The sequence below is a fragment of the Lacrimispora indolis DSM 755 genome (assembly GCF_000526995.1).
GTDB lineage: Bacteria > Bacillota > Clostridia > Lachnospirales > Lachnospiraceae > Lacrimispora > Lacrimispora indolis.
Genome location: NZ_AZUI01000001.1, coordinates 905807 through 931580, shown reverse-complemented (window position 1 = coordinate 931580; position 25774 = coordinate 905807). Strand labels below are relative to the sequence as shown.

Sequence of the window (25774 nt, the reverse complement as noted above, 5' to 3'; positions counted from 1 at the left end):
GCCTATGAAAACATTGAATGGAGCAGAGATTGTAATCGAATGCCTGAAGGAACAGGGGGTTGATACTGTTTTCGGGTATCCCGGCGGTACGATCTTAAATATATACGATGCCCTTTATAAGCATCAGGATGAGATAACCCATATCCTCACTTCCCATGAACAGGGGGCAGCCCATGCGGCCGACGGATACGCGAGAGCCACCGGCAGGGTAGGTGTCTGTCTGGCAACCTCAGGCCCTGGGGCAACCAACCTGGTGACCGGAATCGCCACCGCTTTTATGGATTCAATCCCAATGGTGGCCATTACCTGTAACGTGGCTGTAAACCTTCTTGGACGTGACAGCTTCCAGGAGGTGGATATCACCGGCGTGACCATGCCTATTACCAAATACAATTTCATTGTTAAAGATATAACAAAACTGGCGGATACCATCCGCCGGGCATTCCAGATCGCACAGACTGGAAGGCCTGGCCCTGTGCTGGTGGATATCACAAAGGATGTGACCGCAGCAAACTATGACTATGAATATGTAACTCCGGAGCCCATCAAAAGGCAGGAGGATACCATAACAGAGGAAGATTTGGAAAATGCCCTGCAGCTGATCCGGAAATCCCAGAAACCGTATATTTTCGTAGGAGGAGGCGCAGTTGCAGCCAATGCTTCAGAAGAGCTTTCTTCTTTTGCCCACAAGATCCAGGCCCCTGTTGCGGACAGTCTGATGGGAAAGGGGGCCTTTAACGGAACCGACGAATTATATACCGGAATGGTGGGAATGCACGGGACCAAGACCTCAAATTTCGGAATCACGGAATGCGACTTATTGATCGTTGTGGGGGCCCGGTTCAGTGACCGGGTGACAGGTAATGCCGCCAAGTTTGCCAGAAAGGCGAAGATCCTTCAATTTGATGTGGATCCGGCGGAAATCAATAAGAACGTCAAGACTTATGCCAGCGTGATCGGCGATGTAAAAGTGATCTTAAAGAAGCTGAATGCACGGTTAGATCCTATCAACCATGAAGAATGGCTGGCCCACATTGACCGCTTAAAGGATATGTATCCCATGCGCTTTGACAAGAGTATCCTGACCGGCCCCTATATTATAGAAAAGATTTATGAGGTTACCCAGGGAGATGCCATCATCACGACGGAGGTAGGCCAGCATCAGATGTGGGCTGCCCAGTTCTATCAATATAAATACCCCAGAAGCTTCATTTCCTCCGGCGGCCTTGGAACCATGGGCTACGGTCTGGGAGCTTCCCTTGGAGCAAAGCTGGGCTGCAAGGATAAGGCAGTCATTAACGTGGCAGGAGACGGGTGTTTCCGCATGAATATGAATGAGATCGCCACAGCTACCCGCTACAATATTCCCATCATTCAGGTGGTTTTAAACAACCAGGTACTGGGCATGGTCCGCCAGTGGCAGACCCTGTTCTATGGAAAGCGGTATTCACATACAGTACTTAATGACCAGGTAGATTTTGTAAAAGTAGCGGAGGGGCTGGGAGCCAAGGCTTACCGGGTGACCGGTAAGGATGAGTTTGAGCCTGCTCTCAGAGAAGCCATTGAGTTAAACGTTCCTGTTGTTATAGAATGTCAGATCCATTGTGATGACAAGGTATTCCCCATGGTATCTCCGGGAGCGCCGATTCAGGATGCGTTTGACGCGGAAGACTTAAAGTTTTAGATAAAAGTATGAGGAGGAAGAGATATGAGCAGAGTGTACAATTTTTCCGCAGGGCCAGCCGTGCTGCCGGAAGATGTCTTAAGAGAAGCCGCGGAAGAGATGTTGGATTACAGGGGCTGCGGTATGTCCGTCATGGAGATGAGCCACAGGTCTAAAATGTTTGAGACCATCATCGGCGATGCTGAGGCGGATTTAAGGGACTTATTAAAGATTCCGGACAATTACAAGGTGTTGTTTTTACAGGGCGGAGCCTCCCAGCAGTTTGCCATGGTTCCCATGAACTTATTCAAGAACCGGGTGGGAGACTACATTATCACGGGACAGTGGGCAAAAAAGGCATACCAGGAAGCAAAGCTTTACGGTACGGCCAATGCAATTGCTTCAAGCGCTGATAAAACCTTCAGCTATATTCCGGAGGTTTCGGATCTTCCCATTTCTGAAGATGCGGATTACGTTTATATCTGTGAAAACAACACGATTTATGGTACAAAGTTCAAAACATTGCCCAATACAAAGGGAAAAACACTGGTAGCTGATCTCTCCTCCTGTTTCTTATCGGAACCCGTTGACGTTTCAAAGTACGGCCTGATTTTTGCAGGCGCCCAGAAAAACGTAGGGCCTGCAGGCGTGGTCATTGCTATCATCCGGGAAGACTTAATCACAGAAGATGTGCTTCCCGGAACTCCTACCATGCTTCGTTATAAAACCCATGCCAACGAGAAATCTCTATACAATACGCCGCCGGCCTATGGGATCTACATTTGCGGAAAGGTATTCCAGTGGCTGAAGAAGCGGGGCGGCTTAGAGGCCATGAAGGAATTCAATGAAAAGAAGGCTGCCCTCCTTTATGATTATCTGGATCAGAGTCAGATGTTTACCGGTACTGTGGTAAAGGAGGACCGTTCCCTGATGAATGTTCCTTTTGTCACCGGAAATGAGGAACTGGATGCATTGTTTGTAAAGGAATCAAAGGCAGCAGGATTTGAAAACTTAAAGGGCCACAGGAGCGTTGGCGGTATGCGTGCCAGCATCTACAATGCCATGCCAATGGAAGGTGTAGAAAAGCTGGTTTCCTTTATGAAGGATTTTGAAGAAAAGCATGGGAAATGACTTACTTGGAGGAGAGGAATTATGACAAAAAAAATTCATTGCCTCAATGCGGTTTCTAATTGCGGAACCGTATTGCTGACAGACGATTATACATTAACAAATGACATCAATGAAGCGGACGGAGTTCTTGTCCGAAGCGCTTCCATGCATGAACTGGAGCTTCCTGAGGGCCTTTTAGCCATTGCAAGAGCCGGAGCGGGGGTGAATAACATTCCCCTGGAGGAATGTGCTGCAAAAGGGATTGTGGTATTCAATACGCCGGGAGCCAATGCCAACGGAGTAAAGGAACTGGTCATCGCAGGCCTTATGATGGCTTCCAGGGATATTGTGGGAGGCGTCCGCTGGTGCAAGGATAATAAGGACGATGAAAATATTGCAAAATCTGCAGAAAAAGCCAAAAAGGCTTTTGCAGGCTGCGAGATCAGGGGAAAGAAGCTGGGTGTTATCGGCCTTGGAGCCATTGGTACGGAGGTGGCAAATGCCTGTTCTTACTTAGGGATGGACGTCTATGGATATGATCCCTTTATTTCCATAAACGCGGCATGGAAGCTTTCCAGAAACATCAAGCACATCACCTCTGCGGATACCATTTTCCAGGAGTGCGATTACATAACCCTTCATCTTCCTCTGGTGGATTCCACAAAGGGAATGGTGAATAAATCTGTCCTTGATCATATGAAGGATGGTGTTGTGATCCTGAATTTTGCAAGAGATGTTCTGGTGAACGAAGATGATATGGCAGAGGCTTTACAGTCAGGCAAGGTAAGAAAATATGTGACTGATTTCCCAAATCCAAAGTCTGCTCACATGGAAGGAGCCCTAGTCATTCCTCATTTAGGCGCTTCTACGGAGGAATCTGAGGATAACTGCGCAAAGATGGCTGTAGAAGAGATCATGGATTATATTGACAACGGCAACATCCGCAATTCCGTAAACTTTCCTTTCTGTGATATGGGAGTGTGCAAGGCGGCCAGCCGCATTGCAGTGCTTCACTTAAATATCCCCAACATGATCGGGCAGATCACAGGAACCCTGGCGGCAGGGGATGTGAATATCTCCGACATGACCAACAAGAGCCGTGAAAAGTACGCTTATACCATGCTTGATCTGGAGAGTGTTCCTGATGAAGATAGCATACAGAAGCTGAAAAACATCAAGGGTGTGGTCAGGGTAAGAATCATTAAATAGAGTTCGGGTTCTGCCATGCCATTCGTCATTCAGCGGATAGAAGTTATTTCCTCAAGGGAAATAGACAGGCCGCTAAATGATTCATGTCGGGCGTCCGCCCTATAGAAACATGTATAAAATTTGTACGTGTGAGCTTGCTCACTAAGTACAAATTCTATACATATTTCTGCATGGCAGAACTGGTAAGCAAGTAAAGACTAACTATTAAAAGTCAAGTCTAAAAAAGAAAGTTTATGAATGAATTGCAGAAATGCATTTCAAGTAAATCAGTACCTTGAAAACCGCATGACAAACAGAGCATCTTTACAGGTGCTCAAAAAGAAAATTATTAAACAGAAAAGTTAAGAGACTTTGTTGTATGCCTGTCCCGATTTTTCTAACCGATAAATGACTCTGACCAGCTTCTTCGCAGCATGAGAAACAGCAACGTTATAATGCTTACCCTCCGCCCTCTTTTTTGCAAGATAGGCGGCAAATACCGGATCCCACTTACAGACAAATTTAGCAGCATTAAAAAGTGCGTAGCGCAGATACCTGGAACCACGCTTTTCCATATGTGAATGAGAAGATTCCAACTGTCCGGATTGGTAGGTAGAGGGAGATAATCCAGCATAGGCAAGAATCTTATCAGGAGAGTCAAAACGGGAAAAATCACCGATTTCAGCTAGAATCATGGCGCCCATCCGGTAACTGATTCCAGGAATCGTAAGAATAGGGGAATGGAGTTCATCCATGATACGTTTTATTTCCTGTTCGATTTCATCAATTTCGGCATCTAATTCACCTATCAGCTTTAGGGTGTGTTTCAGTTCCAGAGATTTTACAGGCATATTCGAACCGATAGAGGCTCTGGCTGTTTCCCTGAACAGGATGGCGTTGTCTCTGCCGTAACGACCCTTAGAGGTTTCGTAAAGCAGATTGGTCAGTCTGGTAAGATGAGCAGAAGCAATCTGAAAAGCACCGGGGAATTCGCTTAGTAAAGCGGAAATGGAAGGCATATGAAGAGTGGGAACCAGCTTTTCCAGTTCAGGAAAAAGAATCGTAACCAGACGGGAAACAGAAGTTTTAAGCTTGGCGCGCTCCCTGACTTTATCAAAACGGTAACGGGTTAGTGACTTTAATTCCTCGTTGTGGTAAGATATGTCTGAGTAGGACTTTAAGTTCACATCAGACATAAGCATTGTAGCAATCGTATGGGAATCAACTTTATCCGTTTTCGTCTTTCTAAGGCTTAGACTTTTTCTGAAAAGACTGGTATGTAACGGATTGATAACAAAGGTGGTCAGACCTTTATCAAGAAGAAAGCCCAAGATGTTATAACTGTAGTGTCCAGTGGCTTCAAGGCCTACTTTTACATTGGTTAAATCATCTGTAGTGGAAGTGATCTTCTGATAGAGGACCTCAAAACCTTCCCGGTTGTTGGGAATGGTAAAGGATTTAAAGAGAATCTTCCCATCTGAGTTGGTGATAAAACAATCATGCTTATCCTTGGAAACATCAATCCCTGCGTATATCATAGCGAAACTCCTATTAAATGAATTTGATACTGTTTTAGACCACGGTGGCTCTCTGCGATTGTAACCTTGTTCTAAATAAACCGTCATGCGGTATCTAACTGATTAACAAGTGAACAAAGAGACTGTGGTTAGAGCCTTTACTAAACCATCAAGTGGTAGGAGAAATGAACTAATCCACAGTATCTAAAACAGCATAGCTCATACCTAAGAAAAGGTAAAGAAAAGCTATGACTATATAATACAAGGAGATATTATGGCGATTGTAAAACCATTCCCTTGCGTCAGACCGGGCCAGGGGTATGCCCATCAGGTGGCAGCTCTTCCCTATGACGTGTACAGCCGTAAGGAGGCCTGTCAGGTAACGGCAGCCAACCCAAGGTCGTTTTTAAACATTGACAGGCCGGAAACACAGTTTTCCGATGATGTGGACATCTACGATGACCGTGTATATGAAAAAGCCGGGGAAATGTTAAAAGACTGGATAAAGGATGGGATTTTTGAGGCAGATCCTCTGGAAGCCTACTATATTTATGAACTGACCATGGACGGAAGAAAACAGACCGGACTGGTGGCCTGTTCCTCCATTGATGATTATGTAAACGGAGTTATTAAAAAGCACGAAAATACAAGAGAAGAAAAGGAAGTGGACCGGATCCGCCATGTGGATACCACAGATGCCCAGACAGGTCCCATTTTCCTGGCTTACCGGTCCGATGAAGGGATCAACGGGATCGTTAATTCTGTAACAAGTACTGAGCCATTATATGACTTTGTTGCGGAAGACGGGATCAGCCACAGGGTATGGCGGATCCATGAAAAAGGCAAAATCTCCCTGATCCAAGAGGCTTTTCATGGGATTCCCTCCACTTATATAGCAGACGGCCACCACAGAGCGGCTTCCGCCGTGAAGGTAGGACTTAAACGGCGTGAGGAGAATCCGGGCTATAGGGGGGAAGAACCTTTTAACTACTTCCTGTCCGTGCTGTTTCCCGACGATCAGCTGATGATCATGCCTTATAACCGTGTGGTAAAGGATTTAAACGGCCTTTCACAAGAGGAGTTCCTTCATAAGACAGGACAGCTCTTTGAAGTATCCTGTATGGGAACAGAGGCCTTTGCACCTTTGGAAAAAGGGACCTTTGGGATGTATTTAAACGGGAAGTGGTACTGTTTAAAAGCATTTAATTCCTTAAAATCCTCAGACCCGGTAAAGGGCCTTGATGTATCCATCCTTCAGGACAATCTGCTAGGCCCTGTTTTGGGGATCAAAGATCCCAGAACGGATAAGAGAATCGATTTTATCGGAGGGATCCGAGGACTTAAGGAGCTGGAAAAACGGTGCAGCCAGGATATGGAGGTAGCGTTTTCCATGTATCCCACTTCCATTGATGAATTGTTTTCCGTGGCAGATGCAGGGCTTTTAATGCCGCCCAAATCTACTTGGTTTGAGCCAAAGCTGCGCAGCGGATTATTTATCCACTTATTATAACTGGGAAAAACACGAAAATAACGCCGTCCCCGGCAGGTGAAACTTATGGGGACGGCGTTTCTTTTTCAGGCTCCTGTTTTAGCTGGTCTCTGCGGTAGACGTCATAGACCTCTAAAAGCTGAGGACGTTTTACGACTCCTATTTTTTGAAAAATGTTATGGACATGGGTTTTAGCTGTTCCCAGGGAGATATATAAGTCCTCGCTTATTTCCTGGTTGGTTTTGTCCATCAGAAGAACTCTTAAGATTTCCCTTTCCCTTGCGGTCAGGTGGTAGATCTCGCTGAAATGAAACAGAATGCTTTCTTCAATATCAGAGGGAAGATTTCCGCGGGTCTGGCTTGTCACCTCTTCCACAATGGTATTATTCTTTAATAATATTTTCAGGTAATACATAAGATATCCGGCAGAAAACAGGGCGTACATAAAATACAGAATATCCGAGGTAAAGCTCCGGTTGTTCATATTGATATAATATTTTGAATAAGTATCAAAATTAAAAATTACTATGGTATCTTCCACAATGATGAGGATATTCATGAGAACAGTGATATAAAAAAGTCTTTTACACCATTTAAAGAAAGGATCCTGATATTCCTCAGGATTCTTTTTTATTATCCCTAAGCACTCCGCTCCTATATAGGCGTTGTAAAGCTGGCTTGGGAGGAAATAGAGCCATATTTTCCAGGCGCTGTTGTCCATGGCCGGAACAAAGAGCATGAAGGTCACGTATACTGCTAAGATTCCATAATCACGGTAGGTAATCGTTCTGTTTAACAGCCGTTTGAAGATCGTTAAGTATCCCAGTGACAGGATCAGGTAGATCATGGTCTTATGGGTGGGAACGATCATAAAAATCCTGTTATAAGATTCTGCAAAATTCTCAAACATTTCTGACGCAAAAATCACAATATCATCCACTAAAATTGCTCCGAATATAATGCCTATCCATAAAAGGATTTTTTCTTTCCCATTAAAAAGAAGGGAGAAAGACATCCAAAGGATACCAGAGTATACCGTGATCAAAATCAGATTGTAAATGAATACGATTTCTTTTTCCATAACCTGTCTCCTGCCTATTGTACGTCCTCATGTTGTCCAACATCAGTATAACAAATAAAAAAGTTTTTTCAACTGCAAAATTTCATGAGAGGTCCATTTTTTAGTGCACAATGCATAAAAGTTTAGGAGAGTTTATGTGGATTAGAGTTAAAAGTGATATAAATATCCACCTTTGGTTGCATTCTCAACCGGTGCTGAAACTGCTATTTTCATCTTGTGAGGACGCCCCTGAAAGAGCAGATCACAAAAATCACAGCAAAGCAAAAAAGGAGGTTTTACTGATGGCAGAGAAAATAGTCCTTGCCTTAGGCGGAAATGCGCTGCAGTCAGGAAAGGGAGAAGCAACTGCCAAGGCACAGCTTGAAGTCGTTCATAAGACTTGCGAGTATATAGCAGAATTAAATGAACGAGGATATGAGATGGCCATAGTACATGGGAACGGACCTCAGGTAGGGAGAATTTTGCTGGCATCTGAAACTGCAAAAGATGTAACACCGCCTATGCCGTTTGATGTATGCGGGGCAATGTCCCAGGGTTATATCGGATATCATTTGCAGCAGGGCCTGAAATATGCGCTCAATAAGAGGAATCAGAACTTTCCTGTTGTCACCATCGCTACCCAGATGATTGTAGATGAACAGGATCAGGCTTTTCATCATCCAACCAAGCCCATCGGGCCTTTCTATACCAGAGAAGAGGCTCACGCTTTGGAAGAAGAAAAGGGATACGTTATGAAAGAAGATGCCGGCCGGGGATACCGCAGAGTGGTTGCATCTCCGATTCCTAAAAAGATTGTGGAGATTGAGGCGGTAAAGGAGTTATGGCCAAAGGCAATTGTCATCACCTGCGGAGGAGGCGGAATTCCGGTCATTGAAGACGCAGCCGGTGCCCTCCATGGAACGGCAGCAGTGATTGATAAGGATTTTGCAGCAGAGCTTCTGGCAGAACAGGTGGAAGCAGATATCCTGCTGATTTTGACGGAAGTGGAAAAGGTGGCAGTCAATTACAAGAAACCGGATCAGAAGAATCTGGATCATCTAAGCCTTATGGAAGCAAAACGGTATTGTGAGGAAGGACAGTTTGCTCCGGGAAGCATGCTTCCAAAGGTTCAGGCAGCCATGAAGTTTGTAAGGTCCGATCCTTCAAAACGTGCGATCATCACCTCCCTTGACAATGCGGTAGAAGCGCTGGACGGAAGGACAGGAACCATATTCACTTTTAACTGATTTACAATAAAAATTTATATAAGGAGACTTTACCATGAAAGCAAACGGAATTACACATTTTATTGACACCAACGATTTCACCAAGGAGCAGTTATTAGACATCATTGAACTGTCTCTGGCAATTAAAAGAAGCATTAAGGCAGGCTATAACCCTCCGCTGTTAAAAGGAAAAACACTGGGAATGATTTTTCAGCAGTCCTCAACAAGGACCCGTGTTTCCTTTGAAACAGCTATGGAGCAGCTTGGCGGGCATGCCCAGTATTTAGGGCCTGGAATGATCCAGCTTGGCGGACATGAAACCATCGGTGATACAGGAAGAGTGCTTTCCCAGCTGATCGATGTGGTAATGGCCAGAGTGGTTGAACATAACACTGTGATGGAGTTAGCCAAAGCATGCACCATCCCTGTATTAAATGGTATGAGTGACTACAATCATCCGACTCAGGAAATCGGAGACCTTTGTACAATCGCAGAGCATCTTCCAAGGGGCAAAAAACTGGAAGACTGCAAGGTTGTTTTCGTAGGAGACGGAACCCAGGTATGTGCTTCTCTCGGATTTATCACAACAAAGCTTGGTATGCATTTTGTTCATTACGGCCCAAAGAACAATCAGCTTTTAGAAGAGCACAAGAAGATCATGGAAGAGAACTGCAGGATCTCCGGCGGTACATGGGAAGTAACCGATAACCGTGACAGCGTAAAGGGAGCAGATTTCATTTACACAGATGTGTGGTACGGACTGTATGAAAACGAGACTCCAAAGGAAGAGCGGGTTGCTACATTTAAGGATTATCAGGTAAACAGAGATTTAATGTCTCTGGGCAATATCGGCTGCAAATTCATGCACTGCCTGCCAGCTACCAGAGGGGAAGACGTGACTGATGAGGTTCTTGACAGCGACAGCTCCATTGCGTTCTTAGAGGCAGGAAACCGCTTAACAGCAATGAGAGGTCTGCTTGTTTATCTGACACAGTATCAGAGAGAGCAGGCGCCAAGCCCGCTTAAAGTTGCAGCAGCTAAGGAACAGTTGGAGAAATTCATGGACGATAGAAATATCAGATAGGGGGAGAATTATGTCTGATGCGCCAAAGAAGAAATTTCGGTTAATTGATGCCATAATGACGGTAATATGCGTTGTATTTGTGGCAGAAGCAGCAAGTCCGGTGGCAGCAATTGGTAATTCCCAGTATTTCTGGTGGATTTTCCTCTTAATAGCATTTTTGCTGCCATATGGCTTGATCTCCTCAGAATTAGGGACAACCTATGAGGGTGACGGTGGATTATATGACTGGGTGTCAAAAGCATTTGGTAAAAAATGGGGAGGAAGGGTGTCCTGGTACTACTGGATCAACTTTCCGCTTTGGATGGCTTCTTTGGCGCTTATGTTCCCTGAGGTCATTAATCTCTTGACAGGAGGAGAACTGGGATTTTTCCCGTCCTTGATCATAGAGCTTACCTTTGTATGGATCATTGTTTTTATCAGCTTTTTTTCGGTTTGTGACAGTGCCTGGATATTAAACGGAGCTGCAGTCATTAAGATTCTCATAGCAGTGATTCTGGGATGTCTTGGCATCTATGGTGCGCTTACTCATGGAGTTGCAAATGAATATACCCTGGCTTCCTTGATTCCAAACTTTAATTTAAACAGCTTATCCTACATATCGGTTATATTATTTAACTGCCTTGGATTTGAAGTTGTTTGTACCTTTGCAGATGATATGGAAAACCCCAAGAAGCAGATTCCCCAGGCCATTATAGCAGGCGGGATTGTCATTGCTGCTATCTATATCTTTATGGCATTCGGAATCGGAGTTGCAATTCCGGCCGACCAGATCAGCACCAGTACCGGGCTGGTTGCAAGTGTCCAGCTTTTGACCGGCAGCACCAGAGGAATCATCGTAACAGTGGTTGCCATTGGTTTTCTGCTCACACTTTTTGGAAATATGGTTTCCTGGTCACTGGGGGTGAACAATGTGGCGGCCTATTCGGCAGAAAATGGGGATATGCCGGCGGTATTTAAGATAAGAAGCAAGAAGAATGATATGCCCATTGGCGCCGCCATTATGAATGGAATCGTAGCCAGCACGGTTTTGATCATCGCTCCGCTCATACCCAATCAGGATTTGTTCTGGTGCTTCTTCGCGTTGAATCTGGTCATGTTTCTGCTTTCCTATATTCCTGTATTTCCGGCCTTTTTAAAGCTCAGGGAGATAGATCCGGATACAGAACGGCCCTTTAAGGTTCCGGGAAGCAATGGCTTTTTAAGGGTTCTGGCATTCGTCCCAATGACCCTGATCATCGTTGCGCTGGTCTTTACCGCAGTTCCATTAAGCTTTGATCCGGAGACCCTGGCGGGAGTCCTTCCCATCACCATCGGAGCAGTGATATTCCTCATACTTGGTGAGCTGATCGTAAACAGAAAAAGAGAAAAATAAGAAAGAGAAGGGATAAATTATGGCAAAGAGAATTGAAAATACAACTCCAAAGCAGGACGGATACCGTATGCCTGCAGAGTTTGAAGAGCAGGAACAGATTTGGATGCTATGGCCGGAAAGGCCGGATAACTGGAGAAACGGTGCAAAGCCTGCACAGTCTGTATTTACCCAGGTTGCGAAGGCAATCCTTCAGTTTGAGCCTGTTACCGTATGCGTTTCTCCGGCACAGTACCAGAACTGCCGTGCTCATCTTCCCGCTGAAATAAGAGTGGTTGAAATGACCAGCAATGACTCCTGGATCCGTGACTGCGGACCTACCTTTGTTATCAATGATAACGGTGGAATCAGGGGCTGTGACTGGACCTTTAATGCATGGGGCGGCCTGGTAGACGGACTTTATTTCCCCTGGGATCAGGATGATCTTGTGGCTCATAAGGTATGTGAGATAGAAGACATTGATTCCTACCGTACGGAAGGCTTTGTTCTGGAAGGAGGTTCCTTCCATGTAGATGGAGAAGGAACAGTGATCACCACGGAAATGTGCCTGTTAAGTGAAGGAAGAAATCCTCATATGACAAAAGAAGAGATCGAAGAGATGCTGGATGAATACTTAAACTGCCAGAAGGTCATCTGGATTAAGGATGGCATTGATCCTAACGAGACCAACGGACATGTTGACGATGTTGCACAGTATGTAAGACCGGGTGAAGTTGCCTGCATCTGGACGGAAGATAAAGATAATCCTTTTTATAGAGAAGCTCAGGAAGCCTATAGGACATTATCAGAGGCAGTGGACGCAAAGGGCCGTAAATTAAAGGTACATAAACTCTGCCTGACTAAGAAACCGGTTCTGCTCCATGGTGCAGAGGCAATTGATATGGTAGAAGGAACTCTTCCAAGAGAGGATGGGGAGGTTTCCATCGCTTCCTATATGAATTTCCTTGTAGTAAACGGGGGGGTGATCGTACCTCAGTATGGCGATGAAAACGATGCATTGGCCTTACAGCAGATCCAGGAAATGTATCCGGACCGCAAAGTGGTTGGGGTACGCACTGAAGAGGTTGCATTTGGCGGCGGAAATATCCACTGCATTACCCAGCAGCAGCCAAAAGCAAAATAAAGCGTTACCACAAATCTCCTCAAATGTATATAAGGGCTGTTGCACTTGCCGCAACAGCCCTTTTGCTGTGGAATGATCAATTTTCTTCCTTGGGAGGCTCCGGCGGAACGAAATTGTCAGGGATTCCAGGATCCCTCATGTCATACACCCGGTTATACTCCTTTGTTTCCTGGTTTTTAAGCGTCTGGGAACGGTTCATGGAAAGGAATTTAGTGAGCTCATAGCAGCTCACCCAGATCTCATTGTTTCCCTCTTTCTGGGACTCGTCAAAAATCAGCTGAAGCCCAAAGTGAAGATGAGGCTCATTGATATTGTTGGTATTTTCATTCCGGCTGTATCCGGTACGCCCCAGATAGCCGATCACATCTCCGGCCGTGACAATGCTGCCCTGGCTTAAGGATTTATGATAAGGATAATTTTTTCTTAAATGAGCGTAATAGTAATACCGTTTTCCATCAAAGCTGCGGATCCCCAAACGCCATCCGCCGTACTGGTTCCAGCCGATGGCCTCTACATAGCCGCTTTCCACCGCAATTACGGGAGTTCCCACCTGACCCATCATATCATGCCCCAGATGCTGCCTTCTGTAGCCATAAGAGCGGGCAACTCCAAAATCGTCGAAATCATTATAGGGAAACCCCTTGGCAATGGGGGAAAACCCTTTCAACCCATACTTTTTTACCCATACCCGGTCCGGATCCAGGCTGCCGTCAGGAAGGAGGGCAGGAGTAGCATAAAGGGGAGCATTTTCAGAGGAGATCTGAATTTCATACTGTCCCACAAGGCCATCCAATACAGCTCCATAGGCCTCTCTGTAATAGGAGTAATGAGTCATTTTTGCAGTCAGTTCTTCCATAGTCTTACCGGAAAGAAGCTGTTCAGCCAGCCCATCCAAGTCTTTGGTGGAATATCTGGAAAAGTCCCCTCCGTACTTGGCCCCAAGATAAGCCAGCAGCTCCACCCAGTTTAAATGAGGCTCAGACTGGCAGGTGTTGACATCATACCGGAAGGCTTCCTGCATGGCCTTTGCAGTCACGTCAAAATCCACCCATTTAATAAACTTTTTTGCTTCAGAGGGACTGGCGTTTTTGTCCTGATTAGCTACCGGAAATGAGAACTTCCCGCCTGGGGATACGAAAAATAAGGAGACCAGAAGAAATGTCAAAATGATAACTTCTATGTAAATGATGATATGATGTCTGGACACATGGGAAAATCTGATATCTTTTTTAAATAGGTTCATAAACGTTCTCCTTGTCATTCCATGGCATGATTTAATTCATAAAGGCAAGCCAGGCCCGGTCTGAATCAGTAAATCAGCCGTTCGATGAGCCGCCAGGTGAGTCGAACTCCCTAATTAATACATATGAAAAAGGAAAGCAGGTGTCTAAGGCTTTCCCTTATAAGATATGCAAAAGGAGTCAAAAATATGAAGAAAAATGTAGGAGAGAGTCTGTATTGGAAATAAGAAATGTTCATGGTATAATTCATCTTAAGAATAAAAATGATGCGGAACAGAAAGATCAGACCGCAGCGGAAAGTGAGGCTAGGAATGAATAATTTTGAATATTGTGTACCCACAAGAGTGATATTTGGCCGTGATACCCATAAGAAGGCAGGTGCCATCATTTCAGAATATGGATTTCGTAAGATCATGATTCATTATGGGGGATGCAGCGTAAAGAAAAGCGGACTTCTTGGACTGGTGGAGGAGTCCTTAAAGGAACACGGGATTGAATACGTACTTTTTGGAGGCGTGCAGCCAAATCCGGTCTTGTCCCTGGCAAAGGAAGGAATGGAACTATGCAGAAAGGAACATGTGGAGTTTATCCTGGCAGTGGGAGGGGGAAGTGTCATTGACTCGGCCAAGTGCATTGCTGACGGAGCGCCTAATCCTGAAATTGACCCTTGGAAATTCTTTTTAAAGGAAGTAGTTCCGGCAAAAGCCCTTCCCCACGGCAACATCCTCACCCTGTCTGCTTCAGGAAGTGAGACAAGCTTATCCTGTGTTATCACAAATGAAGAAGGAGATTTAAAACGGGGATTCAACAGTCCCACACACCGGCCCCTGTTTGCCATCTGCAATCCGGAGCTGACCTTTACCGTCAATAAATTCCAGACCGGCTGCGGAACCGTGGATATCATGATGCACACTCTGGAACGGTATCTGGGAGGAAACACAAAGGATACGCCTCTTACGGACCGGATTGCAGAAGGGCTTTTGACCTCTGTTATGGAAGCGGGAGCTGTGGCTGACAAAAATCCTGAGGATTACGGGGCGCGGGCAACCCTTATGTGGGCGGGAAGTCTCTCCCATAATGAGCTGACCGGTTTGGGAAGGGAATTCATGATGCAGGTTCACCAGCTGGAGCATGAGTTGTCCGGTATGTATCCGGCCATTGCCCACGGCGCCGGATTATCCGCCTTATTCTGTTCCTGGGCCAGGTACGTATGCGAAGACGATCCCATGAGATTTGCCCAGCTGGCTGTGCGGGTGATGAATGAGGAGATGAACTTTGAGAAACCATTAAAAACGGCTCTTAATGGGATCAGCGCCTTGGAAGGGTTTTTCAGGAGTATTGGAATGCCTGTCACCCTAAGAGAGCTGAATGCCGGAATAAAAGAAACAGACTTAGAAGTGCTTGCGGAAAAATGTTCCTTTTACGGAGCCAGGACCTTACCTGGAATCCGGTCATTAGGGAAAGCAGAAATGGTCGATGTGTACCGGCTGGCTTTTTAGGTTTTTTAAGGAGTTAACTGCCTGTTCTGATCAGATCAAAACGGTATTAATAAAGCTTTTTACCGCTTTATTAATACCGTTTTTATTGTGATCGGGCAGGCTGTTTCTTTATTTCAGCCTGGATTTTCGGACAGGTTTGGGGAGTAAGGCCGCTAATGAAAGAAAATCGGGACAGGATGACACCTGATCTCCGATTTATATTCCGGCTTTCCAGCTTACGTTTTTGTTATTTTTAAATGCAGTTTTCTATAGCTTATGAAATCGCGAAGTCTTTTTGTAAAACATTAAGACAAAGCGGAAATAATATTTTGATATTTTCTGCGAATCTTCTCTTAACCTTTATAGCAACCCATTTTACATATATCCGTTACAACTGCCCGTACCTTCTCCTTTTCCGGATCCTTGCAAAAGGGTATGAAGATGCATACCATGGTTATGGCATTCTGAGGCGGGCGGGTCATAATGAAGGAATTGCAGATAAAGCGGAAGTTGATTCCCCTGGCTTCCTGAATGGATACCAGATAGGGCTTGTAGGTTGCGCCCCGTAATTCCCTGGTGGCTTCATGGAAGATCGCCAGGTCTTTGCAGTTTACATCTCGGTAGGGGGTAAAATTGCCTGGGCAGCACATATAAGAAACTCCTTTGCCTTTTCTATTGTAATATCATATGCGCCTCCGGGGACGAGCGTGAGTCACTTTTAAAATTTACTTTGTAACAAGGTCATTGAGGTACTTATGTAACAATAATGTAATATATAATAATTGAAATGAAAAACAGTAATTGACAGACAAAAATATAGGACCTTGGAGGTGCAATTGAGTACCTGCAGGATATACTGGAAGGGGTCTGTAAAGTAAGATAAATGTTCTGACATAAGGGAAAAATATAGGTAACCGGTAGTAACTATTCTATATTTAGCCTGCAGAGTATAATTAAAACAGAATATACATGAAATTCCAAAATCAACAGGGTAAGTATCCCACATTATTTGAGGAGACATGCAGCTGTTACTCACCCCGGCAATGCTGAATGTGGGCATGGCTTTTTATGGCTGAACAGGAAATGATATGGCAAAAGTCAGACAGGAGCTATTCATTACCTGGTCAGTGCTGAAAATGCACATAAAACAGTAAGATGTCTGAAGAAGATCTGACAAAGGGTGGATGAATTTGGAATCAGGAGGAATAAGCTCTTCTGCTTCTTTAAGGGGAGGTGACACAAATGGAGAATAAAGATGCCATTTTGATTGTGGATGATGATCCAATACTTCTTAGAATGGCAGATGAAACCCTGCGGACAGATTATGCTGTAAGCTGTGTAAAATCTGGAAGAGACGCTCTTTCTTTGCTTACTTCAGATTATGTGCCAGATATTATTCTGCTGGATATATATATGCCGGAGTTGGACGGGTTTGATACGATGGCAGCGTTGAGGGAAATTGATGATGTCCAGGACGTCCCTGTTGTATTTATCAGCGGAATGGACAGGCCGGAGATTGAATTGAAAGGATTGTCTTTTGGTGCGGTGGATTATATTATAAAACCGTTTGTCAAGGAGATTTTACTGGCCAGGATCCGCGTGCATCTGGAAAACGGCAGGAGGCTTCGATTATTGAGAATGATGGAGAAAAGCGAGTACAGCGGATGGCTGGATGAAAATAAATTTGAAAGTGCGGCAATAGGACTGACAGAAACGGAAAAAAAGATCATGCGGCTGATCGCTCTGGGTTATACCAATCAGGAAATCGGTCAGGAATTGAATTATTCTTATAACTATGTAAAAAAGGTGGCTGGTATTATCTATGAAAAAAAATGCGTAAATAAACGCAGTGACTTGAAGAAACTGATCCAATCCTTTTAATCACTTGCCGGAGTCCTGTCGGGGAATTTTCCCGGCTTTTTCATGTGGCAGAGAAGATGGTAACTCATGGTAACTATGTAGTAAGTATTTACCATGATAGTCTTAGAGCAGGAAAAAGAAAGAAGGTGATGAAATGAGTTGGTCCTTTGAGTATGGGAGCGTACTGTATGGGGGCGTGCGTATTTTGCAGGTGACTTCGGATGAAGCCGGAGGAGAACTGGTTATCAGGACAGATTATCATGAAAAGAAAGAACTGGATATTGTATACGAAGGCATGTACTACAGCCAGTTGGATGAACAAACCGTCGGACAGCGCATAATCATGGCATCTGAAATTAAAATGTCCCAGCTAAAATGGGTGGAATACCGAAAGGCAGCTGACCGGTTGTATCAGGAATGCGGAATCAGCGACGGGTTTCTTTGGGAAATGCAGCATCGGGGCAGCCGCTTGTTTGCTCATCATACGGAAAATGGAAAATATATTGTGGTGGCAAAAAGGCTGACTTTTGGAGAAGCATTCTGGAAAAAAGCAGAGACACCAAACAGGAGACTCATAATATGAAAAATTCTGAACAGATGGGATACTTAAATATTTGTATCAGTTACAGAATTATCTCCATTACGTTTTTGACTGTTGTTTATCTGTTTCTGATACATCGCCATGAAAACAGCCTGGCAGGGCGGCTTGTGTTAAGCACAGGGATGCTGTGCGCATGCATGCTGGGAAATTTTCTGTATAAGAGGATGCTTTTGCAGGAATCCCCAATGATCTGGATCAGGATCACCGTGGGACTGGAACTATTTGCAAATGGAATCTTTATTTTATTAAGCGGTGGTTTTTCCAGTCCATATCTTTGGTATTATGTTGGCTGCCTGTTTCTTATGATGACATTGGAGCGCACCATGGTTCTGGTGGTCCCTGCGACTGTATGGTGTCTGTTGTGCGGGCTGATGAGAGGTGGACAGGGTTTGTCAAAGACGATTTCTTATCTGGAGTTAAATGTTTGTATTGGGATTATCATTGTCACAGGTGGTTTTCATGTACTGCTTCGTTATGTGCACAGGTTGGATCAGATTCATGAGGAACAGATGGTGCTGAACCAGAATCTGATCCTGGAAAAGGAAAAAACAGAGCAGGCACTGAAGCAGATTACAGATTTGTATGATATGTATAACTTGTTTGCCATGACCGGCCCTGAACGCATGATAGAGGAACTGGCAAAGTTTCTTCAGAAAACCATAGCCCCCAAAGGGTTGATTCTTGCAGAACTTGACGAAAGGGAAAAGGTAAAAAGAAAAATCAGCCTTCAGATGAATGACACCCTGTTTCAGAAGCTGTTCTGTAAAGCGGCCTGCATTCTTTCCAGTGAAGCGGATAGTCTTGATGTGGAATTGGAAGGACAAAGCTATGAAATCAACCGGATCGGTCAGGATATCCGGCCCTTTGGAATTCTTATAAGACCGGGGGGAAGATATATTGAAAAAGCCAGAGATCAGTATACTTTTTATCAAAGGATACTGGAAGCCATTTTCAGAAATATGGACATACAGGAACAGTTGGAAAAATACATCATCTCCGAAGAGCAGAACAGAATTGCCAATGAAATTCATGACACGGTAATACAACGGTTATTTGCTCTGGTATGCGGCATAAAAGTGCTGGAAGAGAATATTGGAAATCTTCATACGGCCCAGGCCCGGAAGCAGGCAGATCTGCTGAAGAATTCAGCGGAAATGATTATGAAGGAGCTGCGGGAAACAATTTATGGGAAACATTTTGAGGATCATGACGGACGTGCCTTTGTAAAGAAAGTCAAAAAATATATGGAAGAAATTGAGAAGCTTTGCGGTGCCCAAATTGATGTAAATATAGATGAAAAAGCGGCTTACATGACTACCGGCCAAAGCATCGCTTTGTACCGCACGGTCTGTGAGACCGTAAACAATGCCATCCGCCACGGTAAGGCAAATAAGGTGGAGGTCAGTGTTTTATTCAGGAAGGATGAAATATCGGTAGCCGTAAAGGATAACGGCTCTGGATTTGCAAAGGAAAAAACAGAGCGGCTGGGAGGCAACGGATTAAAGAACATATACCGGATGGTTTATTTGCTGAATGGGCGGATGGCCATTGAATCAAAAAGCGGAGAAGGTGCAAGTATTTGCATTTATTTTCCCAGAGGAATGAATAAGGAGGTACTGGAAAATGATGCTCATTCTGGATGATCATCCCTTATCCCGGCAGGGAATTGAATCAATTATAAGGATGATACGCCCGCAGGAAGTAATTAAGCAGGCGGGCAGTGTAAACGAAGCAATCAGATGTATGGAGCAAAATGAAATAGAAATGGCATTTATTGATGTGAACCTGGGAAAGGAAAGCGGATTTAATTTCTTGGAGTGGCTGGTATGCAAAAAATATGCCTGCAAGAAATTTTTCATCACATCGTCCTCATCACAAAATGACTTTTTATATGCAAGAGAGCTGGGAGCCGATGCGTATGTTCTGAAAGACGCGTTTATTGATGAAATTGTATACGCACTGAAGGTTGTGGAACGGGGAGGAAAATTTTATTCTCCGGCTTTGGTAGAAGTGATGAATCAGGTTTCGGAGGAAGAACGTATGCTTGGAAGCCTGACCCAAAGAGAACGGGAGGTCTTATCGCTTTTGAGCCGGGGTCTGAGCAATGCAAAAATCAGCCGGATTCTCTATATTTCAGAAGGAACCACGAAAAAGCACGTTACCAGTATATTAAACAAGCTGGAAATGAGCGGCAGAATGGAAGCAGTGGTTTTTGCCAGCAAAAACAGCTTTTTGTTTCATCATGAACCTGGCAGGTATGCCGGAAATGAAGTGAAGGGAGGATGCCATGAGAACAAAAAGGTTGGCTGTCATTTGTAAATTGCTGCTGGTCTGTATGATGGCTGTTAGCCTGGGATTTATGGGAGGAACCTATGCAGTCTGGACCGATTCTGTAACAGTGGCAGGAAATTTAACAACAGGTGTGTTTGATATGTTATTCCAGGATCAGGAACCGACCGTTCATCTGGTAGATGACAGCGGCTGCATAATAGAAATTCCGGATATTAGTATGAGGTATGATCTGGTGGATGGAAAAAAAAGGGTACGTATTTTTCTGGAAGGCAGCCTGCCGGCAGAATTGTTGGAGGGAAATTACATAAGAATCCAATTTTCCATGGAAAAAGATCAGAACAGCACCTTTGCAGATCCTGGAAACAGGGAAGCAGATTTCCAGTCCCCTGAATTCCAGGTATCCATGAAAGCCAAAAGCGTTTCTGTTGTTGCAGACGGAAACCTATATGAGAGGGCATACCTGCCGGAGGAATATGAGGAGCCGCTGGTTTTTAATGTATTCAGGGAGATCTTGAGGGAAGAGGAACAGCTGAATGGAAGCCTGTATCTGGGATTGACGGAAGAAAGCAGGAGCCTTGTTGCCCAGCTTACAGAATCCCCTCCATCTGTAGAAGTGAATTTGGAGGAACCAGGAAGGAAAAACGGTCAGGGGGACTGGGGGATATTGGCGGAGTATGAATGTGAGATTCCTTTTTATCTGGATCAGAGGGGTGCGGATTCAAAGCATCAGGAATGGGAGGTTGAGTGATATGAATAAGGGGTTGATCTTATTCCTGGCTCCTGCAATTCTTGTTATGGGTTTTTCCGGAATCTGCGCCTACGGGTACTGGACAGATAAGCTGGAGGTGGCTGTTCATGCAAACGTGCTTTATCCTGCCGAAATATTGGAGGAGACAGAAGAATCTGAGCCGGAGACCCAATGGGAGGAAACCGGTAATGAGGAGGATACAAGTAATAAGAAGGAAACCGGTAATGAGCAGGAAACCAGTAATGAGCAGGAAGAAAGTATCATAGGAAAGCAGGGAGAACATCCATGGGTTACAGCAGCAGATATGAGTATTATGCATGGATCTTATTTATGACCATGGGACTTTTGGAGTTTCTTCCGGTAAGCACAAGTGCAGGCCTGGCTGCTTATGTCAGGCCATTTTGCTGGAGTGTCCTTATTGCATGGGTGGTGTTTATGATTCCAAGAGTTTATGCGCCTGGACTTTTGCACGTCCAGGATATGATAATGGGGTATGCTGGTTCGGGTGCGGTCATTTATCTGGCCTTGTCCTTTCTTCTTGCGGCGTTTTTAAAGGAGCTGGCAGCAACTCCTTATGATCTTTCTCCTGCAGGCATTGTTCATAATCTCATCAGCATTCTTCCTGGTGTTGCAGCAAAAGAGCTCATTCGGGAGTATGGATTAGGGACGGCTTGGAGAAAACCCAGATTCCGGCATGTGTTTGCCGGGGCGATCACAATTTTTATGGCAGTGCTTGAGATCAATTACGGTAAGGCAGCCAGCGTATCCGATGCCAAAGCATGGTTTATCTTTTATGCAAAGGATGTGATCCCTTTGTTTTCCAAAAATATTCTATTATCAATTCTGGTGCTTTACGGCGGCGCAAGGGCCGGTATTCTGTATTCCGGGATCATTCAGGTATTTCAGCGGATATTCCCCTTTCTCCCCAACCTTCCCTGGCTTGCTGACAGCGCAATCGGGATTGCGTTTCCTGTTCTTTATTCTGTTTTTATTCATGAACGGTACTGCGGTATCACCGGATCAAAACCTTCAGACAGTAAAGAGGGGCTGGCCGGTTATCTGGCCACCCTGTTTTTTTCTGTAGGTTTTTGCTGGTTTTGCGTAGGAGTATTTTCTGTTTATCCATCAGTAGTCCTGACAGGAAGCATGGAACCTGGTATCAGACCAGGGGATGCTGTTCTTATAAGAAAAGTGCAATCTGAAAAGGAAATGTACCAATTGAAAACAGGAGATGTGATTACATTTACACGAGGAGGAATAACCATCACTCACAGAATCCTGGAGACGTTATACGATGAAGCAGGAAACGTATCGTTCCGGACAAAGGGGGATAACAACAAATCACCGGATAATGAGACCGTATTTCCCCAGGATATTAAAGGGATTGTAATCGGAAACGTACCAAAAGCAGGGATACCGGTTCTTTTGATTAAGAGCGGAGAAAAGATACCAGAAGGAGTTGTGGATCATGAGGAGGAAGATTATTAGAAAGAAGATTCCCGTGGAGAAAAGGACCAGATACTTTCTGACAGCAGCCGGCCTGTTTCTTGTGGGAATTTCTCTGGTTATGTCTATAAAGGAATGCAATCCAGGGACCAAAACCATTGAAAAACAGCTGTATTCATACGAAGTGACTGTGGATTCCTCCTACCGGGTTCATTTGATTGAAAATGAGCTGTATAAGGAAGAGTGGCTGGAAGAGGGAACCGTTTATGCGGAGAGTCTGACCGATTATATTGAAGTTGTTTTGAAAGGAAACTTAACAGGGGCAGGTAACGCAGATATCAGCGGGACTTATGAAGTGAAAGCGGTGATAGAAGGATACCAGGCCAATGGCGAAAGCAGAAAAAAGGTATATGAAAAGCAATTTTTACTTGGAAAGGGCAAGGCGTCCCAGAATGATTCCCGACAGGCTTCCATGGAGGAAGCCTGCAGGATCCAATTGCAGCCTTACCGGGATTTTGTACAATCAGCGGATCAAATATTAGGAACCGGACCGGCAAAAGAGTTCTATATTCTGTTTAGCGGCGGCTTTGCTGTTGATACTGAATTTGGCAGCGAAGAAAAGGAATTTACCCATAAAGTGTCTATCCCATTGGGAAATGGAACCAGCTTGTATGAGATCCAGAAACCGGGTAAGGAAGTGCAGGAAGGCGGTATAAAGGAAATAATAAGGGAAAAAGAACCGATTGATTTTTCTGCACTGTTTTTAGCGGCATTCCCTGGGGGCTTGGGGATTCTTTTTATTTTTTGTACCATTTTCGGGGTCAGGCAGCCGACGGAAGCAGAAAAACGTATCACAAAATTAAAAACCATACTAAGAAAATATGCAGGGAGAATGGTACAGATCGGACAAATGCCGGTATTAGACGGAAAAGACTGCATGGTAATTCAGGATATGGAGAATCTGCTGCTGGTGGCTGAGGAACTGCGCCGGCCTGTATTTTACAGTTTGGATGAAAATGGGTTTCCCAAAGGCGGAATGTTCTGTGTTACAGAAGGAGAGAACGCCTTTCTTTTCCTTGCAGAGATGGAGGATACTACTTTGGTAGTAGATCATGGGAAAGAAAGTGGTAAAGAAAATGCTGAACAAGGATAGTTTTTAAGGGCAGATAGTCGCAAGGAAAATCATACAAAGGAGGGATTCTTTTGGGGAAGATTCGGCTTATACTGTAGGAAATACAAAAAGGAGGGTAACTTAATGAGAAAATCAGGAAAGAAATCGTTGGCAGGAGGAATTGTAGCCCTGTCGTTAATTCTCACAGGAACCGGATATGCTTATTGGACGGATACATTGAATGTGACCACCAAGGCAACCACAGGAGAACTGGATGTGACGTTTGCCGATCTGGGACTGTATGCACAGTATAGCAATGAAGTTCTGAATGGAGGCTGGAGTATTGTTGACGGTATCGGTGATTCCGGATTTGTTGACGATGATTTTTTCACCAGAGGTACATCTTATAACAAAATTGCAAAGGACGGCAGCATTGAGGCTTATCAGGACCGTTCAAAAGGGTTGAATGAGGTTGAATTTGATGCGGAACTTGTTGATAAGGCAAAAATCAAAAAAACAGTAGGACCTTATGTAGAGGGACAGGTTGACGGAAGTGACAATATTCTTCTTACTGTCAAAAATATGTATCCGGGTTATGCCCAGGCATTCCGTACGGATATATTAAATGTTGGTTCCATTGCAGCAAAGCTGGGAAATTTAAAGGTTGATGTCAATGGCCTTGACGGTGCTGTAGTCAATGAAACCACCAAGGATATGCTGGGTATCGCTCTGATGATCGATCAGGAAGCTTATTCCTATGATACCTCTGATGATGGAAAGGAAATTTTTAAGCTGTGTTCTTCCTTTGCAAATGGAACAAACAGCTTTCGGGTAGGAAAGGTTGACTTCCTCCGCTTATCTGCTTTGGAAAACTTATCTGCAGATGAGATCAAGTCAGTGATTGAGGCCTCCAATCTTCTTTGTGCACCGGACAGTGACAACCGGATGGATTTATATATTGCAGTTGCAATGGATCCGGATGGGGAAGGTGTTTACACAACCGGAAGTACAGATAAGGCCGATTATGCAGAAGATGAGGAAAAGGATGCCTTAAGTCAGGACAAGGGTGTATCCATATCTGTTGATCTGCTTTGGGATCAGTTCAATGCAGGGAAAGATGGCGGAAATGGGAACTGGCTCAGCAAGCAGAATGTAAATTAATAACCATTCATATTATGGGATTAGCTTTCACGTTAACAAAAGGAGCTGCCGCTCCCCTGGCCCACAGCCAGCGGTGCGGCAGCTCTTTTAATGTCCGGAAAAATTTCCGTTGTTATTCAAACAGGTAACTGGTCATGGAAAGTGAGCCAAGCATACAGGAATCATTGAAGACGGTGACAAGGTCATTTCCGTCAGATGCCCCCCAAAACATACAGCAGCGGGGCAAAGTGATCCAATGCGGAAAATGCAAGGGAGGAAGATGCACCGGCCTGTTGATAGTGAATAACATTTTCAAGGTTTCCCTTCAGGATACTGTCTTTGATATAATTGTCAAATTCCTCTGCCCAGGGGTAGCCCCCATTCATATTCCAGTTCACTCTGGCAAGGTTATGGACAATATTTCCGCTTCCCAAAATCAGTACACCCTGCTGGCGAAGAGCGCGGAGCTTACGTCCCATTTCAAAATGAATTTTGGCGGGAGCCAGCCTGTCCACACTAAGCTGAAATACGGGGATATCGGCATGAGGATAGATCCGCCGCAGGACAGACCAGGAGCCATGATCCAGTCCCCAGGTATTATCAAACGGAATATTGTCATTGAGCAGTTCTTTTGTCAGAGCAGCAAAATGTGGTGAACCAGGCGCATTGTATGTAACCTGGTACAGCTCATCCGGAAAACCATACATGTCATAAACCATTTTCGGGGCAGGGGAATCCGTTACCCTGGTACCTGACGTAAACCAATGGGCTGAAACGGAAAGGATGGCCTGTGGTCTGGGAATCCGCGCAGGAAGCTTTTCCCACTGGGAAGAATACTGATTTTCCTCAATTGCGTTCATGGGTGATCCATGTCCAATAAATAATACCGGCATTTTTTGCATATAGCCACCTCCTTGAAGAGTATATGAATGACTTTATGCTGATTATATCAATATTTTGGAGAAAAATCCATCAAATATGGGAAAGTGTAAATCTCTCTTTCAATGATGTTTACGAGAAGGGGCAAT

23 protein-coding genes are annotated in these 25774 nt (G+C 44.7%); 18 read left to right on the top strand and 5 right to left on the bottom strand.

What is annotated here, in order from left to right; genetic code table 11:
- Window positions 1-4 precede the first annotated feature (4 nt).
- From ilvB to K401_RS0104450, 3 genes are read left to right on the top strand one after another with little or no spacing between them, the layout of a single operon-like run.
- On the top strand, window positions 5-1684 hold the full coding sequence (gene ilvB / locus K401_RS0104460) for a biosynthetic-type acetolactate synthase large subunit (protein WP_024291831.1): 1680 nt from the start codon (window positions 5-7) through the stop codon (window positions 1682-1684).
- Between the two features lie 24 nt (window positions 1685-1708).
- The gene (gene serC / locus K401_RS0104455; RefSeq protein WP_024291830.1) at window positions 1709-2794 is read left to right on the top strand and encodes a 3-phosphoserine/phosphohydroxythreonine transaminase; all 1086 of its coding nucleotides are present in this window, start codon (window positions 1709-1711) and stop codon (window positions 2792-2794) included.
- Window positions 2795-2815: 21 nt separating this feature from the next.
- Window positions 2816-3982, top strand: coding sequence for a phosphoglycerate dehydrogenase (locus K401_RS0104450; protein WP_024291829.1), 1167 nt, complete (start codon window positions 2816-2818; stop codon window positions 3980-3982).
- Window positions 3983-4323: 341 nt separating this feature from the next.
- Here the strand turns inward: K401_RS0104450 and K401_RS0104440 are convergent, their stop codons facing one another.
- A complete protein-coding gene (locus K401_RS0104440; protein ID WP_024291828.1) occupies window positions 4324-5499 on the bottom strand; it encodes an IS110 family RNA-guided transposase in 1176 nt (391 codons plus the stop codon).
- Between the two features lie 253 nt (window positions 5500-5752).
- On the opposite strand from K401_RS0104440, the gene K401_RS0104435 reads away from it, so the two are divergent.
- On the top strand, window positions 5753-6988 hold the full coding sequence (locus K401_RS0104435; RefSeq protein ID WP_024291827.1) for a DUF1015 domain-containing protein: 1236 nt from the start codon (window positions 5753-5755) through the stop codon (window positions 6986-6988).
- A 43-nt stretch (window positions 6989-7031) separates the two neighbouring features.
- Here K401_RS0104435 and K401_RS0104430 read toward each other — a convergent pair whose 3' ends face one another.
- Window positions 7032-8048 (bottom strand): helix-turn-helix domain-containing protein, encoded by a 1017-nt coding sequence (locus K401_RS0104430; protein WP_024291826.1) that lies wholly within the window; start codon window positions 8046-8048, stop codon window positions 7032-7034.
- Between the two features lie 281 nt (window positions 8049-8329).
- Between K401_RS0104430 and arcC the strand changes: the two genes are divergently transcribed.
- The 4 genes from arcC to aguA are packed head-to-tail and all read left to right on the top strand — an operon-like array spanning window position 8330 to window position 12829.
- Window positions 8330-9274: a carbamate kinase gene (arcC, locus tag K401_RS0104425; protein WP_024291825.1), complete on the top strand. Its 945-nt coding sequence runs from the start codon at window positions 8330-8332 to the stop codon at window positions 9272-9274.
- Between the two features lie 34 nt (window positions 9275-9308).
- The gene (gene ptcA, locus K401_RS0104420; RefSeq protein ID WP_024291824.1) at window positions 9309-10337 is read left to right on the top strand and encodes a putrescine carbamoyltransferase; all 1029 of its coding nucleotides are present in this window, start codon (window positions 9309-9311) and stop codon (window positions 10335-10337) included.
- Between the two features lie 10 nt (window positions 10338-10347).
- Window positions 10348-11709 carry an APC family permease gene (locus K401_RS31010; protein WP_051464008.1) on the top strand — a complete coding sequence of 454 codons (1362 nt, stop codon included), beginning with the start codon at window positions 10348-10350 and terminating at the stop codon, window positions 11707-11709.
- 19 nt (window positions 11710-11728) lie between these two features.
- Window positions 11729-12829, top strand: a complete 1101-nt coding sequence (gene aguA, locus K401_RS0104410) for an agmatine deiminase (RefSeq protein WP_024291823.1) — start codon at window positions 11729-11731, stop codon at window positions 12827-12829.
- A 76-nt stretch (window positions 12830-12905) separates the two neighbouring features.
- Here the strand turns inward: aguA and K401_RS0104405 are convergent, their stop codons facing one another.
- Window positions 12906-14072 carry a M23 family metallopeptidase gene (locus K401_RS0104405; protein ID WP_027352188.1) on the bottom strand — a complete coding sequence of 389 codons (1167 nt, stop codon included), beginning with the start codon at window positions 14070-14072 and terminating at the stop codon, window positions 12906-12908.
- Between the two features lie 309 nt (window positions 14073-14381).
- Here K401_RS0104405 and K401_RS0104395 point away from each other — a divergent pair, with 309 nt between their 5' ends.
- On the top strand, window positions 14382-15569 hold the full coding sequence (locus K401_RS0104395) for an iron-containing alcohol dehydrogenase (protein WP_024291821.1): 1188 nt from the start codon (window positions 14382-14384) through the stop codon (window positions 15567-15569).
- Window positions 15570-15901: 332 nt separating this feature from the next.
- Here the strand turns inward: K401_RS0104395 and K401_RS0104390 are convergent, their stop codons facing one another.
- Window positions 15902-16198, bottom strand: a complete 297-nt coding sequence (locus tag K401_RS0104390; protein ID WP_024291820.1) for a hypothetical protein — start codon at window positions 16196-16198, stop codon at window positions 15902-15904.
- 592 nt (window positions 16199-16790) lie between these two features.
- On the opposite strand from K401_RS0104390, the gene K401_RS0104385 reads away from it, so the two are divergent.
- The 9 genes from K401_RS0104385 (at window position 16791) to K401_RS0104345 (ending at window position 24767) form a co-directional block, all read left to right on the top strand.
- Entirely contained in the window at window positions 16791-17429 is a 639-nt protein-coding gene (locus K401_RS0104385) for a response regulator transcription factor (RefSeq protein WP_024291819.1), read from the top strand.
- Window positions 17430-17562: 133 nt separating this feature from the next.
- Complete coding sequence (locus tag K401_RS33135) at window positions 17563-17991, top strand: hypothetical protein (RefSeq protein WP_024291818.1); 429 nt, start codon at window positions 17563-17565, stop codon at window positions 17989-17991.
- A complete protein-coding gene (locus K401_RS0104375; protein WP_024291817.1) occupies window positions 17988-19652 on the top strand; it encodes a sensor histidine kinase in 1665 nt (554 codons plus the stop codon). Before K401_RS33135 ends, K401_RS0104375 begins: the two co-directional genes overlap by 4 nt.
- Window positions 19633-20328, top strand: a complete 696-nt coding sequence (locus K401_RS0104370; protein ID WP_024291816.1) for a LuxR C-terminal-related transcriptional regulator — start codon at window positions 19633-19635, stop codon at window positions 20326-20328. The genes K401_RS0104375 and K401_RS0104370 overlap by 20 nt, the downstream gene beginning before the upstream one ends.
- Window positions 20297-21049, top strand: a complete 753-nt coding sequence (locus K401_RS0104365; protein ID WP_024291815.1) for a SipW-dependent-type signal peptide-containing protein — start codon at window positions 20297-20299, stop codon at window positions 21047-21049. Before K401_RS0104370 ends, K401_RS0104365 begins: the two co-directional genes overlap by 32 nt.
- A gap of 1 nt (window position 21050) precedes the next feature.
- Window positions 21051-21383, top strand: a complete 333-nt coding sequence (locus K401_RS0104360; RefSeq protein WP_024291814.1) for a hypothetical protein — start codon at window positions 21051-21053, stop codon at window positions 21381-21383.
- Window positions 21335-22537 (top strand): signal peptidase I, encoded by a 1203-nt coding sequence (locus K401_RS0104355; RefSeq protein WP_024291813.1) that lies wholly within the window; start codon window positions 21335-21337, stop codon window positions 22535-22537. Before K401_RS0104360 ends, K401_RS0104355 begins: the two co-directional genes overlap by 49 nt.
- Window positions 22518-23648 carry a DUF5305 family protein gene (locus tag K401_RS0104350; RefSeq protein ID WP_024291812.1) on the top strand — a complete coding sequence of 377 codons (1131 nt, stop codon included), beginning with the start codon at window positions 22518-22520 and terminating at the stop codon, window positions 23646-23648. The genes K401_RS0104355 and K401_RS0104350 overlap by 20 nt, the downstream gene beginning before the upstream one ends.
- Window positions 23649-23750: 102 nt before the next feature.
- Complete coding sequence (locus K401_RS0104345; RefSeq protein WP_024291811.1) at window positions 23751-24767, top strand: hypothetical protein; 1017 nt, start codon at window positions 23751-23753, stop codon at window positions 24765-24767.
- Window positions 24768-24958: 191 nt separating this feature from the next.
- Here the strand turns inward: K401_RS0104345 and ygiD are convergent, their stop codons facing one another.
- Complete coding sequence (gene ygiD / locus K401_RS31005; RefSeq protein WP_330363131.1) at window positions 24959-25648, bottom strand: 4,5-DOPA-extradiol-dioxygenase; 690 nt, start codon at window positions 25646-25648, stop codon at window positions 24959-24961.
- Window positions 25649-25774 lie beyond the last annotated feature (126 nt).